Genomic DNA, 16,978 nt, shown 5'->3' with positions numbered 1-16,978 from the left:
ACCTTGTGCCAACCGGGTCGTGTCGCCACTATGAAGGGAAAACAACAGGTCCTTCTCGCCATGACTTCAGCCCCCCAAAGCACCACACCACCTTCAACAGGGCGTGCCAATCTGATTGGCAGCCTCTGGATGATCCTTGCCATGGCAGGTTTTGCCATCGAGGACAGTTTCATCAAGGCAGCAACAGTCTTTCTTCCCGTTGCGGAAGTTCTGGTGATCTTTGGTGCTGGCGGAGCACTGATCTTTGCCCTGATCGCCCTGCTTCGGAAGGAAGCTCTCTACAGCCCGGATGTGATCTCTCCTCCCATGCGCATCCGCGTTTTCTTCGAGATCACAGGACGCCTCTTTTTCGTACTGGCCCTGGCTCTTACGCCGCTCTCTTCCGTGACGGCAATCCTGCAGGCAACGCCGATTGTTGTTGTTCTGGGGGCAGCCCTGCTCTTTGGAGAGAAGGTTGGATGGCGGCGGTGGACAGCCATTTTCACAGGACTGATCGGTGTTCTGATCATCTTGCGCCCGACACCCGAGAGCTTTTCTCCGCTTTCAATACTTGCCCTGCTCGGCATGATCGGATTTGCAGGGAGAGACCTTGCAAGCCGGGCTGCCCCACCGACCCTGAGTGCAGTTATCCTCGGCATATACGGCTTTCTTGCTGTTGTCATTGCCGGAGGGCTCTATCATCTGATCTGGGAAAAGCAGAGCTTCGTCCTGCCCGGTCCGGAAAGCGCCCTTTACATGTCCGGTGCTGTCACCGTTGGCGTCCTGTCCTATGCAAGCCTGATGAAGGCCATGCGCACGGGAGATGTCTCAACAGTCACTCCTTTTCGATACAGCCGCCTTTTGTTCGGTCTGTTGCTCGGCGTGACCGTCTTCGGGGAAAGGCTTGATGAAACAACCCTGATCGGGAGCGCAATCGTCGTGCTCTCCGGGCTGTTCATCCTGCTCAGAAGCAGGCAATCCTCTGCTGAAAGCTAATCCCGCTCACCCCCGAAAGCGCTTTTCACACTGTTCTCCAGACGCCTGAAAGCACGAAAGCTGTTTCTGTTCCATCCCTGCCCTGCAGACCCGTCGATTATCCAGTCAGGCTGATAGTCTTCTCCGGCTCCAGTCCGATCCAGAACCTGCCTTGCAAAGTCCTCTTCCCTCCCCAGCGCCAGCGCAAAGGGCAGGTGTTGCTCGAAAAAAGTTCCTCCTCCAGCCTTGCCGGCAGCGTATCCTCTCTCCCGCCCCCTGATGATGCTGTCCAGCAACTGCCGATAACCATACAGAGGCTCCAGAATAGCGCGCCCCAGACGGTCCGGACGTCGGGCGCAGACTGTAAAAAACAGAACAAGAAGGATTGGCACAAACGACAGGACAACAACCGGCAGGGGCAGAACCTGACCGGCAATGAAAAGGGCTGCAGCAATCGGAATCATGAAAACACCAGACACCAAAAGCAGCAGCAGGCAAAAAACCCAGCCCATAAATCCCAGCGCCGTTTTCGCAAAAACACTGTCCCACAACCCTCCAAGCATCTTCAGGCCGAGAATAAGCCCTCCCTGACCAACCACCAGCAGAAGTCCGGTAAAAAGAAGGTAATCGACATTTGCTGCATCAAGCAGAAGTGTGAGCAGAAGACCAAGGGCTCCCAGACCAAAGCCGATCCTGCTCACTGTCCCGCTGGCCTGCCTGTAAAGCTGCTTTAATTGTCCTTTGAGGATTGCATCCAGTTCGCCATCAAAAGTTCTCAGTTCCCCAACAGTGTCGACAGAGGCATCAAACTGCCCCCTCTCCCACGACAGTTCGGTCCTCCGGCCCGGGAAAAGCAGCAGGAAAAGAGCCTGCTCATCCTCTGAAAGGGTTTTGTAATACTTTCCCTTCACACGCTTTCTCAAAGTAACCTGAGCGTTTCGCTCCAGACGGATCACAATCTTCTTCTTGAGTGCCAGTGAGATCAACACAATCAGGAACCGTCTTTCAAACCCGGATTGCTGCTTCCATAAGCCGGCAGCAAGCAGGGGCGTTATCCCCTCCGGCAAAGGTGGAATGACAGGGGACAGCACAGCCTGATTGCCGGACATCGAAACACCAAGCCGCATCCAGTTCACCAGCAGAAAGAGGGCCATCGCCACACTCAGCACAATCCCGACCCACAGGCCCCTGTTGTCATCAACAGTCTGCCTGATGTCCTCACTGCCCCCCAAACCGCTCGCGGCTCCCAACGGCCAGAGCGCCCGCAAAGACAGCGTCTCACCGAGGGCAAAGCCCGGATTGATCCCGATCCCTAAAACTCCATCCCTCTGTTTGACAACTCTGTATCCCTCACTGGATTGCAGGCCGGAGAGGGAAAAGCCCCCGGGTTCCACGGGTGAGCGCAAGACAACGCTGATACGGGAAGCTTCCGGAACCCAGCTCTGCTGATAAACGGGAAAATCAATAAACTCGCGACCACCTTCTGTCCGGAAAAGACCGGAAAAGCTGTACTCTATCGCGACTGTCTGCTTCTGATCTTCCGTGGAATCCCGGGGCAGCTCCAGTGACAGTCGCGCTTTACGTTCTCCTGCCAGCTCTTCCAGAAAAAAGTCCTGCTTCCGGCCATTCACCATCACGGATATCAGTTCAAAGTCCGTTTTCCGATTCAGGAAATTTCCAACCCGCCGTATTGTTGGAAACTCGAAATAAAGAGCTGGTTTACTCAAAGCCCCGGGCTTGAACTCCACCAGGGTTGTCACCTCCAGTCGTCCTTTTTCTCCGACCGAGATCTCGTGCCGCAGGGAGGACGCAGCCCATGACTGCGCGGAACACAGCAACATGAAGAGAACAGCCGTTATCCAGAGCACGACCCGACTGACAGAATTCCCAACCTTTTTACAACCCTCTCCCCACTCACTCATTTGTCTTTTCCAACGAAAAAACCAAGCACCAGAAGAAGCACGGCAACAAAGGTCACAATCGTCCCGGCAACACCGACAAAGAAGGGGATCAGGCCATCCATTTCATCAAAATGTCTGTTCCCCTGTGGTGTGTTGAGCCCCCAGACACCAAAGAGGACAGCAAGCACACCGCACAAGGCGATGACCAGAAACGTTACTTTCACAATTCCAACTCCTGCAAATTCAACCCTTGCGCATCAGTCGCTCCTCTCTTCCGAAAGGTTCATTTCCATTCCGTGATTCCTCCGGTGAACCGGATCAGTTCTCCTGAAACGGTCCGCTCAGGAGACTTGCCCATTGAGTTTCGACAGCCTTTGTTATACAAACGCATAATTATTGAAGAACGTCAGGGTTCAGAAAATGCGATACACCAAAGCAATCTCACGCCTTGAGGCCTTGGGACACGACAGATGGCATCTTTACAAACTGGCTCAGGAAAAGAAGAGACTGGGAGAGGACATCATCGAACTGGCCATCGGAGAACCCGATGTGCCGACACCGGACGACCTGACAAGGGCCGTCATCCGTTCCCTTGAAAACGGCCGGACCGGCTATGCGGCAGGGCCAGGAGAGCCAGAACTGCGCACAGCCCTGGCCAATCGCTATTCCCGCACTCTGGGACGTGAGATCACTCCATCAAGGATTCTCTGCTTTCCGGGAACCCAGACGGCCCTCTATGCCACTGTTCAGGCCATTGCAGGTCAGGGCGACGAGATCATCGTCGGCGATCCGATGTACGCAACCTACGAAACCGTCTTTGCCTCCAGTGGAGCCTCTCCAGTCACAGTGCCTCTCAGAGCGGAAAAGGGCTTTCGCATTCAGGCCTCCGACATCGAGCAGAAGATCACTCAGAACACCAGCGCCATTTTCCTGAACACACCGCACAACCCCACCGGAGCCGTCCTTGATCAGGCTGACATCAACGCAATCTGTTCTCTGGCAAAACAGTATGATCTCTGGCTGCTTGTTGACGAGGTCTATGACGAGCTGGTTTTTGACGGTAGTACCTTTTACTCCCCTCTCTCCAGAGCCGACTGCGATGACAGGGTGATCGTGGTGAGTTCAATTTCCAAATCCCACGCTGCTCCGGGCTTCCGGAGTGGCTGGTGCGTGGCAAGCGAAGACTTTTGCACAAAACTGCTTGCCCTGTCCGAAGCCATGCTCTTTGGCAATCAGCCGTTCATTGCCGATGCAACAGCAATCGCTGTCAGCGAACCCTCTCCGGTTGCAAGGGAGATGTGCAAGCGCTTTTCTGCCCGTGCCGATTATCTTGAAGAAACCCTCCAGTCCAGAACCGGCCTCCGCGTTCACAAGCCTGCCGCCGGAATGTTCGCCCTGATTGATGTCTCCTCCACAGGACTGAATGGAGAGACCTATGCTCTCGACCTTCTTGAAAAGGGCGGGGTTAGCGTCATGCCGGGCCACTCGTTCGGATCATCACTGGAAAACTGGATACGCCTTTCCCTGACGGAAACAGACCCGGTCTTCCGGGAAGGATGCAGGCGCATTGCTGTCCACGCAAACAGTCTGCAGGGATAGCACCGGATCATGAGCAACTTCAGTATTGGCGAAGCCCTCGTCACCGCGCTTGAAAAACGGGGTGTCACCCATGTTTTCGGCATCCCCGGTGTTCACACAGTCGAGCTTTATCGAGGCCTGAACGGCTCCGGCATCAGGCACATTACCCCCCGTCATGAACAGGGTGCCGGCTTCATGGCAGATGGTTACTGCCGAGCATCCGGAAAGCCGGGCGTTGCCTTCACCATCACCGGGCCGGGACTGACCAACATTCTGACCCCCATGGGACAGGCCCTTGCGGACAGCATTCCGCTTTTGGTTATTTCTTCAACAAACGAGGCCCGATATCTGAAAAAAGGACTGGGTCACCTTCATGAGCTGCCGGATCAGAAAGCACTGGTCGAGCAGGTAGCCGGATTTTCTGCACAGATCGAGGAATCCCGGGATCTGTATCCAGCTCTGGATGAAGCCTTCCGCAGACTGGAAACGGGTCGTCCGGGACCTGTGCACATTCAGGTTCCCCTTGATGTCTTCGGGCAGGTTTTTCAGGATCAAGCCAGCACCTGCCCAAAATCATCAGCACCTCTGCCGGATCAGACCCTGATTGCCCAGGCAGCAGAACATCTTTCCAAAGCCCGGAACCCGGTTCTCATTGCCGGTGGAGGAGCAAAAGAGGCCGAAAACTCTCTCCGGCTTCTGGCTGAGAAGCTGGACGCTCCGGTTGTACAGACCATCAATGCCAGGGGCCTGCTGCACGACCATCCCTTGCGCATTCCTGCCAGCCCGAGCCTGCGTGCTGTTCAGGAACTGCTGGCCGGGGCTGATCTTGTTCTTGCGATCGGGACAGAACTGGGACCAACAGATTTCGACATATACAACACTGGCCGTCTCCCCCGGTTCAACAGGCTGATCAGAATTGACATCGACGGGGACCAGCCCTCCCGATGCACAGCAGAACTCAAAATCCAGGCTTCAGCAAAGCAGGCCATTCCGGCTTTGACAGACGCACTTCCTTCTTCCTGTCACGTTGACAACCGCAACGGGGGCGCAACCAAAGCGGCTTCGGTTATCAGCACGGCACGCGCGGAGCTTTCACCGGCTTACCTGGAAATGGTGGAGATGATCGAAACAATCCGGGATCATCTGCCCGGTTCCGTCATCGTCGGCGATTCAACACAGCCCATCTATGCCGCCAATCTCTTCTACGGACACGACAACAGCAGGGGATGGTTCAATTCCTCGGTGGGTTTCGGCACGCTGGGATATGCGATTCCGGCAGCCATCGGGGCTGCCTTTGCCGAAGCAGACAAACAGATCATCTGTATAACCGGCGATGGCGGCGCACAGTTCACCCTGCCTGAGCTGATGACCGCAACAGAACATCAGCTCCCGATTACCTTCATGATCTGGAACAACTCCGGCTATCAGGAAATCGCAGACGCCATGCGCCAGCAGGACATTCCTCCGGTCGGCTGCGACCCGGCTCCTCCGGATTTCTCCCTGATTGCACAGGCCTGCAGAATTCCCTACGAGCAGATAAAAGCCTCCTGCCCTGATTTAAAGGACTATCTGGACAGGCGCAAAGGGCAAAAGGGCCCGGCTCTTCTGGAAATCAAGCCTTGAGTTCAACGCCAAGCAGAGCAGACAGACTGGAAAACGCAACGGCCAGCAGCTCTTCCTGTTCAAAGCTGTCCGGGATCATTCCACCTTCGACCCAAAGCCCGTCGATCACCGCATTGATGGCAATCGCAAGTCGTCGCAAGTCCTGATCACCGATCTCTCGCCCCTTTTCCCGGTAAAGGTCCCGGATCAGGTTCTGGATAAAATCGCGATAGGACAAATAGGCCTTCTTGTGAACTGCGAGCATTGCGGGTTCATGCTGGACAATGTGCATAAACCCCGCCCACAGCGCGACTTCTTCATGACCGGATGAAGAAAGGGTTGCCCTCACAAAGGAACAGAGACGCTCAGGCGCGCTCCGGGTCTCACCCTGTGCCGCCTGGACAGCCCTTTCAATCAGGCCTGCCATGTGAAAGTCAAAGGCAGCAGCGATCAGTTCTTCCTTGGTGGAAAAATAGTGTCTGATCAATCCCTGTGTCACATCGGCTTCACGGGCAATTGCACGGACGGTTGCGGCCTCAATTCCCTTGCAGGCAATCAGACGCAAGGTGGCCTCGATAAGCCTGACCTTCCGGATATCGGCACCTTCGCGGTGAAATGACTTGCGTTGAACTGCCACGGGAAAACCCTCATCGTTCCGAAATGAGACACCACATGGCATAGCGGGCAGCCTGAAAAAAAACAAGACGCTTTTGTCAGGCCCTTTTCCTTCTGCCAGAAGACCTGTCAGGAAGCGAACCGATGGACCGGCTCAACAGAATGCTTCCCCGCGCCATTTGATGGAACAGCCCATGGAAGCAATTTGCTGTTCAGGGCCGTGACCTGTCTCTGCAATCTGCATCATCGCATCAACCAGTTCCCTGTTCCTGTCTGTAAACTGTCCCATTCTGGCATCATCCAGACGGCCACGGTACTGCAGTTCGCCATCCTTGTTGAAACCGAAGAAATCAGGAGTACACACCGCGCCATAGCTTTTGGCTACAGACTGGTCCTCATCAATCAGATAGGGGAACTCGAAACCGAAGTGCCGCGCAAAAGCCAGCATCTGTTCAGGGCTGTCTTCCGGGACGATGTCATAGTCATTCGCCATGATCGCCAGAACATTCACGCCCTCTGCCATCAGTTCACGCGTGTCACTGGCCAGCCTTTCACCAATAGCCTGAACATAGGGGCAATGGTTACAGATAAAGGCAATCAACAGCCCCCTGTCCCCCAAACTCTCCTCAAGCGTAAAGACCTTTCCCCGGGGATCTTTCAGCGAAAATCCGGGAGCCTGCCATCCAAAGTCGCAAATCGGCGTGTTTAACAGCATCGTCTTTCCTTTCAGGGCTACCTTTTCCATATAGCTATTTTTTGGCTCCCGGGTAATTTCACTTTGCCGAAATCACTTTTCGTAATTTCCGAACAATACTCTTTCCCCGGCATATATTCGTGCGTTTTTCCCGATCTTTTGAACCCGGGAAGCTGTCAGGCGACCTACAGGAGACATAAGGGGCATTTCCAGAAGAAAGCGTTTGTCATGAAAAGCCTGATCCTTGTTTCACTCAGCGTGACCCTCTTTGCAACAATGAGCGTTTTTCTGCTCTTGAACGCTGTCATACAGGCCCAGTTGAGCAGCCCTCAGAGAATATCCTCTACGGAACTGGTCCTGATGGACGAAAACAAACCCTGATTTTTTTGAACCTTCCCCCGCCAAACCCGACTTAACCACCACACGGGAAGAAATGCACCAAGGGGTTGATCAGTGCAGTGAACTTCTCCGGTCATATGGAGCATTGGGACATGACAACCACAACTACCGTTCAAAAAACCGCACAGGCCGACAGAGCTGAAATTTCAACGTCGCCTGAAGCAAAAGATGACAGCACAAACATCATCACAGCCGGGGAACTCTTCTCCGGGGACGAGATTTTCCTGCCGACAGAACTGCCTCTGGAAACAGCCTCCGGCCCGCTTGAACAGTCTGGCGGACTGGCAGCCTACAGGGATGATATGGGCAATCTGCTCGACTATTCCCTTCAGTTCAGTGGCTCTGTTGTCACCGGACAGGCAACAGCCGCAAGAGATACCATCTTACCACCGGAACACAGCACAGCTCTTCCAACAGCCTCCGAAACCGGCCCAGAGCGTCTGTTCACGCCAGGCGATGACAGCTTTAACCTGAACACGGCAGGGACAGCCCTCTCCCCTGGTGATTACGGCAGCGCCAGTGAACTGCTCGACGAACTCTCCTTCATTGATGCAGGAATAGAGCTCTTTCCTGTCCCGGTTCCGGGAGAACACCTGCTGACTTCCCAGTACAACGCTGACAGTGGAGACGACTTTGTCATTCTCCCTCTCAATGAGACCGAGGCAGAGGCCCTCCAGTACGATCGCGACCGGCTCTTCATCGCCGAAGACGGAGACGACATTGTTCTTGGCGGAGATGCCGATGACCTGATATACGGCGCTGCAGGTGAGGATATCCTGCTCGGCGGACAGGGAAACGACGAACTGACCGGCGGAACAGGAAACGACAGGCTCTATGGCAATGCCGGAAACGACAAACTCGTCGGAGGAGCGGGTCAGGATCGCCTCAAGGGGGGTGAAGGCGCCGATCTGATCATCGGCGGAGCAGACGACGATGTTCTGGTTGGCGGACAGGGCTTCGACTACATCCATGGCGGCAGTGGCAATGATCTGATCTACACAGCCGATGGCATCAACACACAGGATACAGGCGCAGAAACGATCCTTTCATCCGACAGTGAAGCCGTCGCTTCCATCCAGCATCTCGTTGATGAAGGGCTTTCGCCCCTTCCTCCAGGAACCCGCTATCTGCAGACAGTTGCCGGCGGACAGGGAAACGATCTTCTGTTGGGTGGCCAAGGCGTTGACTACCTCGCCGGGAACGAGGGAAACGATCTCCTTTTTGGCGGCAGTGGCAATGATCTGCTCTACGACAACAGTGGACAGAACCTTTTCATCGGCTCCAATGGCAGTGACACCATCAACCTGAGTCCCTCTGACGAAAGCTCGACAATCCTCTATCTGAACGGAGAGTCCGGTGCCTTTCTCAATCCACTGGACCTGCTCGACGATCTCATGGAAGAAGACTACTTCACGGCTGTCCTCGACAACTCCTCCATTCATTTCGACGCCCTTCGCTTTGATCTTCTGGAGCTGATGGACAACGGCACCGCAAACAATGACAGCTGGGTCCTCAACTTCCAGCAGGAAGACAAACTTGTTGTTGCCGGTTATGGCTCTGAAGACACCACAGTAACGCTCGTTTCCTCCGGCCCCGGAGACATCCACACCCGTGTTCACTTTGGGGAAGGGCCCGGTGAGTTTATCACCCTCGCACATGTCACCAGTGACCAGTTGGATATCACAACGGAAGACAACGGGGTCTTCACAGTTCTCTACACATGATCCCTCCCAGCCAAACGGGAAAAGGAAGAACGCAAATGATCAAACTCTTCAAGGCTGCCTGCCTGTCCTTCACCCTTGCTACAGTCACAGGAACAAGCGCCATGTCAGCATCAGCCTGCAATGAAATGCGGTTCATCGCCCTTCAGGGGAGCGAGGACAGTGAACTCGCCATTAAACTCAACGGTGCCCTTCTGGTCCGTCACGGAGGCCCGCACGTCAACGCTGTTCCCGCTGATCTTCTGCTTGAAGGGGAAAACCTTCTGGAAATGGAACTCACCACCAGCCGTGCCGATGCAACCGCCAAAGCAGAACTCTTTGTCGGCTGCGAAGGTGCCTTTCCCGAAGAACCGGGCCAGAACCCGAACTCGCTCCTCCTGCTGCATCAGGACGGCAACGGAAAACAGTCAGCCTTCTTCCAGTCCGGACCAGTTCCCCAGCTCTCTTATCTCAAGGCGGAACCCGGCAGCGATGAAGGTCTCCGGGACGCCATCCGGAAGCTGCTCACAGCAGCCCGAAAAGGTGATGTCGCAGCATACCTTTCCCTGCTTTCCCCCATGATCAACGACCTGCCTCTGCAGAACGGGCCGCCCCCGCAGATGATCGAGGCCATGCTGACAGATCTCCTGAGCGGTCAGTTTGACATCATCGCCACGCCCGATATCCGGATCAGAAAAATCCTCAAGGGACGGGCCTATCAGGTCACAACCGCAGACAACCGGGGCCCCATTACCTTCAGCCCCAAAGGCAGCAAGGACGGCGCGGGCTTTGAAGTCACCCAGGGAGCCTTCTGGATAAAAACCTCTGAGGGGTGGAAAGTTTTCAGGCTCTAGCATTCCCACCTGTGCCCCTGATCTCGACAGCCTGCACAAATCCTGCCGCACTGAGGCGCGTACAACTCCTGCAGTCTGTTCTCTTCAGGCCGTTGGCTGTTATGGTTTATGTTTTCCGGGCTTAACCTTTTTGGGACCGTCTTGACCTCGGCATTGCCCAGTGTCTGGACCTGAGGCTTACAAACCCCGGCCTTATCGGGCCGGGGCAGGACTGACCAGGCAGCGCGTTGTCCCGTTTCAATCTGTACCAATTCAGCCTCTAATCTGTCGAAACCGCTCCTGCTGCAACGGTTTGCTGACCCGGCAAGATCTCACAGCAAACAGCAAAACCATATCCACACAGAGTACCCGGATTTGCTATTGCCTCAGTTGCGCGAGATGAGGCATCAGGTTCAGGAGTTCAGCCGTATAGGAATGCTGAGGCGTCTTGAACAACGCTTCTGTTTCCTGCACTTCCACCATTTGCCCCCGCTGCATGACGCCCACTCTGTCGCACATTTGGCGAACCACAGGCAAATCATGACTGATAAACAGCATGGTCAGGCCAAGATGCTCCTGCAAATCCTTGAGGATATTCAGAATTTGCGCCTGAATTGACACATCAAGCGCACTGGTTGGTTCATCACAGATGAGAAATCTCGGCTGTGTTGCAATGGCCCGGGCGATAGAAATGCGCTGGCGCTGACCTCCGGAAAACTCGTGTGGATACTTGCGGTAGGCATCCTTTGCCAGACCAACCTTGTCGAGCAGTTCACGGACACGGGCCTCCACCTGGCCTTTGGGCAAAATCTTGTGATGCAGCAACGGTTCTGCCACGATTTCACCCACAGACATGCGCGGGTTCAGACTGGAGAAAGGATCCTGAAAAATCATCTGGATTTGACGCCGATAAGAAGCCATCTCCCTGGCGTTCATGGCTGTCACATCATCGCCGTCAAACAGGATCTGCCCCTCGTCAGCGCTGTAAAGCGTGGCGATCATTCGCGCTACCGTAGACTTGCCGGAGCCGCTTTCCCCAACAATGCCGAACACTTCCCCGTCACGGATGTCAAAACTGACATCATCGACAGCAGTGAAGTATTTTCTCTGAGACGGAAACAGTGACGGTTTTTCGATGAAGCGTTTTGTCAGGTTTCTGACTTCGAGTAACGTTCCGGACCGGGTCGCAACGGAGCGATCCCAGTTTCGGGCCAGATCCTCGATCTTGAACACAGTCTCGCGACCGCCGTAGCTTATCTGCGGAAATCTGTGGAGCTTCTTGTGTGGACGAGGCACTGCGGAAATCAGGGACTTTGTGTACTCGTGACCGGGCATCCCCAGGATCTGATCTGTGGTCCCGTTTTCCACGACCTGCCCCGAATACATGACCGTTACCTGCTCCGTGGTATCCGCAATCACGCCCATGTCATGGGTGATGAGGATAACACCGATCTGACGCTCCACAGCCAGCTTCTTGATCAGGTCCAGAACCTGGGCCTGGATAGAGACATCAAGGGCAGTTGTCGGTTCGTCTGCAACAATAACCGATGGTTCGGAGCACAACGCAAGGGCGATCACCACACGTTGGCGCATTCCTCCGGAAAACTGGTGCGGATACTGGTTGAAACGATCTTCCGGATTGGGAATGGAAACTGCCTCAAGCAAATCGAGCGCACGGGTTTTGGCCTCGGCCAACGTCACATCCAGATGAAGCTGAATGGTCTCGACCAGTTGCTCGCCAACAGTAAAGAGCGGGTTCAGCGAAGTCAGGGGATCCTGAAAGATCATGCTGATTTCCTTGCCGCGGATAAGGCGTTTTTCCTCGGGCGGCAGGTTGTCGATGCGTTTTCCTTTCAGCCATATTTCACCGCTGGTGATGTGAGCCGGCGGATCCAGCAGGCCGATAACAGCATTACCTGTCATTGACTTTCCGGCACCACTTTCACCGACCACGCCTCGAATTTCGCCGGGAAAAATGTCATAGCTCACGTTTTCAACAGGTTTGAAAATGCCGTGACGCGTGGGAATTTCAATCGTCAGGTTACGAATGGACAGAATGGGTTCGGTCATTTCAGCCTCGGATTAAGAGCATCGCGCAGCCAGTCCCCCAGGAGATTGACGCTGAGCGCAAGTGCGAGAAGGGTACAGGCCGGGAAGAACAGGATCCACCATTCCCCGGAAAACAGATATTGCTGTCCGATACGGATCAGAGTCCCAAGTGATGGCTGGGTCGGTGGTGCCCCGACACCCAGGAAGCTCAAGGTTGCCTCGGCAATAATGGCCAGAGCCAGGGAAATCGTCGCAATAACCAGCACCGGGGACAAGACATTGGGCAGGATGTGGCGCAGCATAATGATCAGCGTCGGTCGCCCCATCAGATGAGCTGCCGCGACATAATCCTTGTTCTTTTCAACAAGCGTTGCCCCCCGGACCACACGGGCAAACTGCACCCAGTCAGACAGGCCAATGGCCAGAATCAGCACCCAGATTGCCATCTGATCGCGATATTCGATGGGCGTGATACCCTTTGCGAAACCAAAAATCAGCATGGCGACAAGGATCGACGGAAAGGTCAACTGTACATCGGCAGCACGCATGATGATTGTCTCGGTCCAGCCCCCGATAAAGCCTGCAGTCAGCCCCAGAACAATTCCCAGAACCATGGCGAAAAGCACAGCAGCAAAGCCAACAAAAAGGGAAATCCGCATCCCGTACAGGATGGTTGAATAAACATCCCGCCCCTGATCATCTGTCCCCATGACAAAGCTTTCACCGGTAAAGTCGTTTGGTGACAGCGGCGACGTGAAGCCGTTCATCAGGTTCAGGCTTGTCGGGTTAAAGGGGTCCGTCGTTGCGATCAGCGGCGCGAAGACGGCCGAAAAGACAAGAACAAATGTGACAATTGCAGAAACCACCGCAACAGGGGAGGTTTTGAATGCATGGAAAAGATCGCTGTCCAGTGCCCGGCGCAGACGTGACGGCGTTGTCTTGGAAACCTTATCAGTCATTAGCTTGCAACCCTCATGCGTGGATCAATGAAGGCATAGAATAAATCCACGATTAAATTAATCCCGACAAACATGACTGAAACCAGCATGAGATAGGCTGCCATTACGGGGATATCGACAAACTGGATTGCATTCACGAACAGCAGTCCCATACCGGGCCACTGGAAGACCGTTTCCGTGATGATCGCAAAGGCAATGATGGCCCCCAGCTGCAGGCCGATAATGGTGATAACCGGGATCATTGTGTTTTTCAGGGCATAGCGAAAATTGATCTTGCGATCACCAAAACCCCGGGCCCGGGCAAAGCGGATATAGTCCTGCCTGAGCACCTCAAGCATTTCGGAGCGGACAAGGCGCATGATCAGTGTCATCTGATAGAGGCCCAGCGTGATTGACGGCAGGATCAGGGATTTCAGTCCACTGACCGTCAAAAGACCGGTTGTCCACCAGCCCAGATCGACAACCTCGCCCCTGCCAAAGCTCGGCAGCCAGTTCAGTTCAACCGAAAACAGATAGATCAGCAGGATACCGATCAGAAATGTGGGGAGCGAGACCCCGATCAGCGAAGACGACATGATAAAATTCGCCAGAAATCCATCACTGCGAATGGCTGTATAGACGCCAAGCGCGATGCCAAGGACAATGGCCAGCACCGCAGAAACAAGAGCAAGCTCGATTGTTGCCGGCGCGCGCTCCAGGATGATTTCAGAAACTTCACGTCCCTGACGGTAGCTCACGCCCAGGTTTCCCTGCACCGCACCTTCGAGGAACTTGTAGTATTGAAGCGGGAACGGCTGATCCAGTCCAAGCTCGCCTCGCAGGCGCTCTATATCCTCTATGGTCCGTTCCTGACCCAGCATGTTTTCAATCGGATCACCGACGAAACGGAACATGGAGAAAGCAACAAGTCCAACAACGAGCAAGACCAGGACGGATTGAAAAATGCGTCGCAGTACAAATGTCAACATACGAGCCAGTACCCCTGTAACTTGACCACTTTAATTTATGAAAAGGGTATAGGTAAAGGCCCAGAGCCTGAGCTCTGGGCACAAGTGTTCAACCCCGTAAAATGCGGGGCTGGTTAAACCGCTCACTTCATGGTGATGTATTTAACCTTTGGCTGATCTTCCGGATCAACATCTATGCCAACACCATCAGCCATACCCCAATTCAAGACCTGGTGGTGGATCGGGATATAGAGCTGCTCGTCCTGAACAACACGCCAGATGTCTGCAATATCTGCATTACGGGCTTCAAGATTGGTGTTGGAAGAAAGCGAAGCGATCTTCGCATCCAGTGCATCATTGTCAAAGCCGGTTCCGTTCCAGGTACCGATATCGCTTTCACGACCGTGCACCAGGAAGTTGAAGATGTATTCCGAATCGTAGGTCGGAACACCCCAGCCCAGCATGTAGAAATCCGTTTTGCCATCCGTGATGAGCGGGAAGTGCTGAGCCTTTGGCTGTGCGTTGAGGTTCACGGTAATACCGATCTGGCCGAGCATCCCGACAGCAGCCTGACAGATTGCTTCATCATTGACGTAACGGTCATTCGGACAATCCAGGCGAAGCGAGAAACCGTCGCCGTAACCGGCTTCGGCCATCAAGGCCTTCGCACCTTCAACGTCTGTTGAACTCTCACCATCCATTTCAGCCGTCCAGCCGTTCACGAAAGGAGGAGCAATCATGCCGGCAGGCTGCGACTGTCCACGCATGACAACCCTGCGAATGGCATCCCGGTTGATTGCCATCGACATGGCCTTGCGGACACGGACATCAGCAAGAGGGTTCTTGCCACTGACATTGTCGGCTTCGATATCATCCGCGCCCTGGTTCATACCGAAAAAGATAACGCGGTTCTGCGGCGCCTGCTTTACCCCGAGGCCGTCAGCCGAATTGACACGTTCAATATCCTGAACCGGCATGTCCTGAAGGAAGTTCACTTCACCAGACAGAAGTGCCGCGACACGGGTCGCATTGTTCTGAATTGGCGTGTAAATGATTTCCGTCACCTCCATCGGGAACTGTCCACGCCCCCAATAGTCTTCATTGATGGCCATTACCGTTTTCACATCAGGCTCACGGCTTACAAGCTTGTAGGGGCCGGTTCCATTGACATTGGTGGTGGCAAAGGTGATCTCGCCACCTTCAAAGTCCTGCACGCCCACAGTGTTGTTTGCCTCGGTCCAGCCCTTGTCCATGATGAAAAGGTTGGTCAGGTTGTTCGGCAAAATCGGGTTCGGGCCGTCGGTTACCATCTCGATGGTGTAGTCATCCACGGCGCGCACTTCCTTGATGGCACCAATCAGCTCCTTCATGTCGGAGTTGGGCTGTTTTGCGCGTTCAAAGCTGAAGATCACGTCTTCTGCCGTGAAGTCGGCACCATCATGGAACTTGACACCTTCGCGCAGCTTGAAGGTCCAGACATTCGGATCATCAGCGTTTGGTGCCCACTCGGTCGCCAGTGCCGGCTCGAATGCGCCGGTTGTGTCACGAATAATCAGTGGCTCATACATCTGATGCCGCACGGTGTGGGTTGGACCTTCATTCTGTGCATGGGGATCCAGGGTAAGCGCATCACCAGCGCGCGCCCACCGCAATGTTTCTGCACTGGCCAGTCCTGTTGTCGATATCAGTGCTGCTGACGCCAATAGCGCTGTCATTCTTTTCATGTTTTTTCCTCCCTTTGTTGGAACAGTTTTCCTGACTGTTTTGATCTCACTGCTGGTTTTGCAATGGATTTGCTTTTGTTTTTCAGAGTTTGCGAACCGGACCTCAAATGACCTGCCTTCGAAGCAAGTGATTTGAAGCCGATAGAGTTGTCATCCGGATCTCAGTTTTCTCCATGCTTCTGTCCATTATGAAACGGGCTTTGAACATTCGGCTGATCGCCAAACATATCCATTGTGCCACACCACAGAAAGGAAGCCGTACCCGTTCCATGGTTCCAGGACGAGTGTGTACGATGGCTGTCAAAATGAATTGAATCTCCTTCAGCCAGAACATGGACCTCCCCTTCGACTTCAACAGCCACCATTCCGGAGAGAATGAAAAAAAGCTCCTCGCCGGGATGACTGATTGGCTCATAACGATGGCCTGGAGGCTCATGCACAATCACAGAATGCAACTGTGAATCATCAAACCTGGTGGAAAGCCGTTCATATGAGAGCTCGCCATTCCCCACCTTGTAGGTTTGACGGGATTGCTTCCGGGTTTCTCCCTGGCTTGGCTTGGGCTGGTCCAGAAGACTGCTGATCGGCAAGCCCAGCACCAGTGCAATGGAATTGAGTGAAACAAGAGAGGGCGCTGTCAGGTCACGCTCCACCTGACTGATGAAACCGACAGAAAGACCGGCCCTGTCTGCAACAACTTGCATGGAGAGCTGCAATTCTTTTCTTCTTTTGCGCAGCGATTGTCCGATTGAGAAGTACGGATCGTCGCGATGGAACTGCTGTCTTTTTCGCATAGATGAAAAGATGCTGTGATGTCAGCGGCGAGTCAAGAAGCTTTTAGTATATGTAAAAAAATCGCTTCGCCCGCCCTGTCGCGGATCGCATGATCCGTCATGTGACCTGCCCCCATGTGGTGATCCAACCTTTAAGTTAGATTTTGACACCATGAGCCGTCCAGCTGTGGCGGCTGGAGCGTAGCGTAAGCCAGAACAGCTGGACGGGGCAAGATTGTTGTTGGTGCAG

Annotated in this window: 15 protein-coding genes; 6 read left to right on the top strand and 9 right to left on the bottom strand. The window is 54.2% G+C overall.

Annotated features, from left to right (window positions below; translation table 11 throughout):
- Positions 1–60: 60 nt before the first annotated feature.
- The gene (locus tag AAAH10_RS10675; RefSeq protein ID WP_343563344.1) at positions 61–975 is read left to right on the top strand and encodes a DMT family transporter; all 915 of its coding nucleotides are present in this window, start codon (positions 61–63) and stop codon (positions 973–975) included.
- Here AAAH10_RS10675 and AAAH10_RS10670 read toward each other — a convergent pair.
- On the bottom strand, positions 972–2,876 hold the full coding sequence (locus tag AAAH10_RS10670) for a DUF2207 domain-containing protein (RefSeq protein WP_343563342.1): 1,905 nt from the start codon (positions 2,874–2,876) through the stop codon (positions 972–974). The two genes, AAAH10_RS10675 and AAAH10_RS10670, sit on opposite strands and share 4 nt — an antisense overlap.
- A complete protein-coding gene (locus AAAH10_RS10665; protein WP_343563340.1) occupies positions 2,873–3,079 on the bottom strand; it encodes a hypothetical protein in 207 nt (68 codons plus the stop codon). Before AAAH10_RS10665 ends, AAAH10_RS10670 begins: the two co-directional genes overlap by 4 nt.
- 196 nt (positions 3,080–3,275) lie before the next feature.
- Here AAAH10_RS10665 and AAAH10_RS10660 point away from each other — a divergent pair, with 196 nt between their 5' ends.
- Positions 3,276–4,454 (top strand): pyridoxal phosphate-dependent aminotransferase, encoded by a 1,179-nt coding sequence (locus AAAH10_RS10660; protein WP_343563339.1) that lies wholly within the window; start codon positions 3,276–3,278, stop codon positions 4,452–4,454.
- 9 nt (positions 4,455–4,463) lie between these two features.
- Complete coding sequence (locus tag AAAH10_RS10655) at positions 4,464–6,056, top strand: 5-guanidino-2-oxopentanoate decarboxylase (protein WP_343563337.1); 1,593 nt, start codon at positions 4,464–4,466, stop codon at positions 6,054–6,056.
- On the opposite strand, the gene AAAH10_RS10650 is transcribed toward AAAH10_RS10655, so the two are convergent.
- A complete protein-coding gene (locus tag AAAH10_RS10650) occupies positions 6,046–6,672 on the bottom strand; it encodes a TetR/AcrR family transcriptional regulator (protein ID WP_343563335.1) in 627 nt (208 codons plus the stop codon). The genes AAAH10_RS10655 and AAAH10_RS10650 overlap by 11 nt on opposite strands.
- Positions 6,673–6,804: 132 nt before the next feature.
- Complete coding sequence (locus AAAH10_RS10645) at positions 6,805–7,365, bottom strand: thioredoxin family protein (RefSeq protein WP_343563333.1); 561 nt, start codon at positions 7,363–7,365, stop codon at positions 6,805–6,807.
- A gap of 207 nt (positions 7,366–7,572) precedes the next feature.
- On the opposite strand from AAAH10_RS10645, the gene AAAH10_RS10640 reads away from it, so the two are divergent.
- The 3 genes from AAAH10_RS10640 to AAAH10_RS10630 all read left to right on the top strand — a co-directional run bounded on the left by AAAH10_RS10640 (position 7,573) and on the right by AAAH10_RS10630 (position 10,297).
- Positions 7,573–7,725 carry a hypothetical protein gene (locus tag AAAH10_RS10640; RefSeq protein WP_343563331.1) on the top strand — a complete coding sequence of 51 codons (153 nt, stop codon included), beginning with the start codon at positions 7,573–7,575 and terminating at the stop codon, positions 7,723–7,725.
- 110 nt (positions 7,726–7,835) lie between these two features.
- Positions 7,836–9,467, top strand: coding sequence for a calcium-binding protein (locus AAAH10_RS10635; protein ID WP_343563329.1), 1,632 nt, complete (start codon positions 7,836–7,838; stop codon positions 9,465–9,467).
- A 35-nt stretch (positions 9,468–9,502) separates the two neighbouring features.
- Positions 9,503–10,297, top strand: coding sequence for a nuclear transport factor 2 family protein (locus AAAH10_RS10630; protein ID WP_343563327.1), 795 nt, complete (start codon positions 9,503–9,505; stop codon positions 10,295–10,297).
- A 357-nt stretch (positions 10,298–10,654) separates the two neighbouring features.
- Here the strand turns inward: AAAH10_RS10630 and AAAH10_RS10625 are convergent, their stop codons facing one another.
- The 5 genes from AAAH10_RS10625 to AAAH10_RS10605 all read right to left on the bottom strand — a co-directional run bounded on the left by AAAH10_RS10625 (position 10,655) and on the right by AAAH10_RS10605 (position 16,749).
- Positions 10,655–12,346, bottom strand: a complete 1,692-nt coding sequence (locus AAAH10_RS10625; RefSeq protein ID WP_343563325.1) for an ABC transporter ATP-binding protein — start codon at positions 12,344–12,346, stop codon at positions 10,655–10,657.
- Entirely contained in the window at positions 12,343–13,284 is a 942-nt protein-coding gene (locus AAAH10_RS10620) for an ABC transporter permease (protein ID WP_343563322.1), read from the bottom strand. The genes AAAH10_RS10625 and AAAH10_RS10620 overlap by 4 nt, the downstream gene beginning before the upstream one ends.
- Positions 13,284–14,252: an ABC transporter permease gene (locus AAAH10_RS10615; RefSeq protein WP_343563320.1), complete on the bottom strand. Its 969-nt coding sequence runs from the start codon at positions 14,250–14,252 to the stop codon at positions 13,284–13,286. The genes AAAH10_RS10620 and AAAH10_RS10615 overlap by 1 nt, the downstream gene beginning before the upstream one ends.
- A 122-nt stretch (positions 14,253–14,374) precedes the next feature.
- Positions 14,375–15,955, bottom strand: a complete 1,581-nt coding sequence (locus tag AAAH10_RS10610) for an ABC transporter substrate-binding protein (RefSeq protein WP_343563318.1) — start codon at positions 15,953–15,955, stop codon at positions 14,375–14,377.
- 161 nt (positions 15,956–16,116) lie between these two features.
- Positions 16,117–16,749 carry a helix-turn-helix domain-containing protein gene (locus AAAH10_RS10605; protein ID WP_343563316.1) on the bottom strand — a complete coding sequence of 211 codons (633 nt, stop codon included), beginning with the start codon at positions 16,747–16,749 and terminating at the stop codon, positions 16,117–16,119.
- Positions 16,750–16,978 lie beyond the last annotated feature (229 nt).

It is taken from the genome of Carbonatibacter coralli (assembly GCF_039592655.1).
Taxonomy (GTDB): domain Bacteria; phylum Pseudomonadota; class Alphaproteobacteria; order Kiloniellales; family Kiloniellaceae; genus Carbonatibacter; species Carbonatibacter coralli.
The sequence above is the reverse complement of the archived record's forward strand: the minus strand, read 5'-3'. Positions and strand labels throughout refer to the sequence as shown.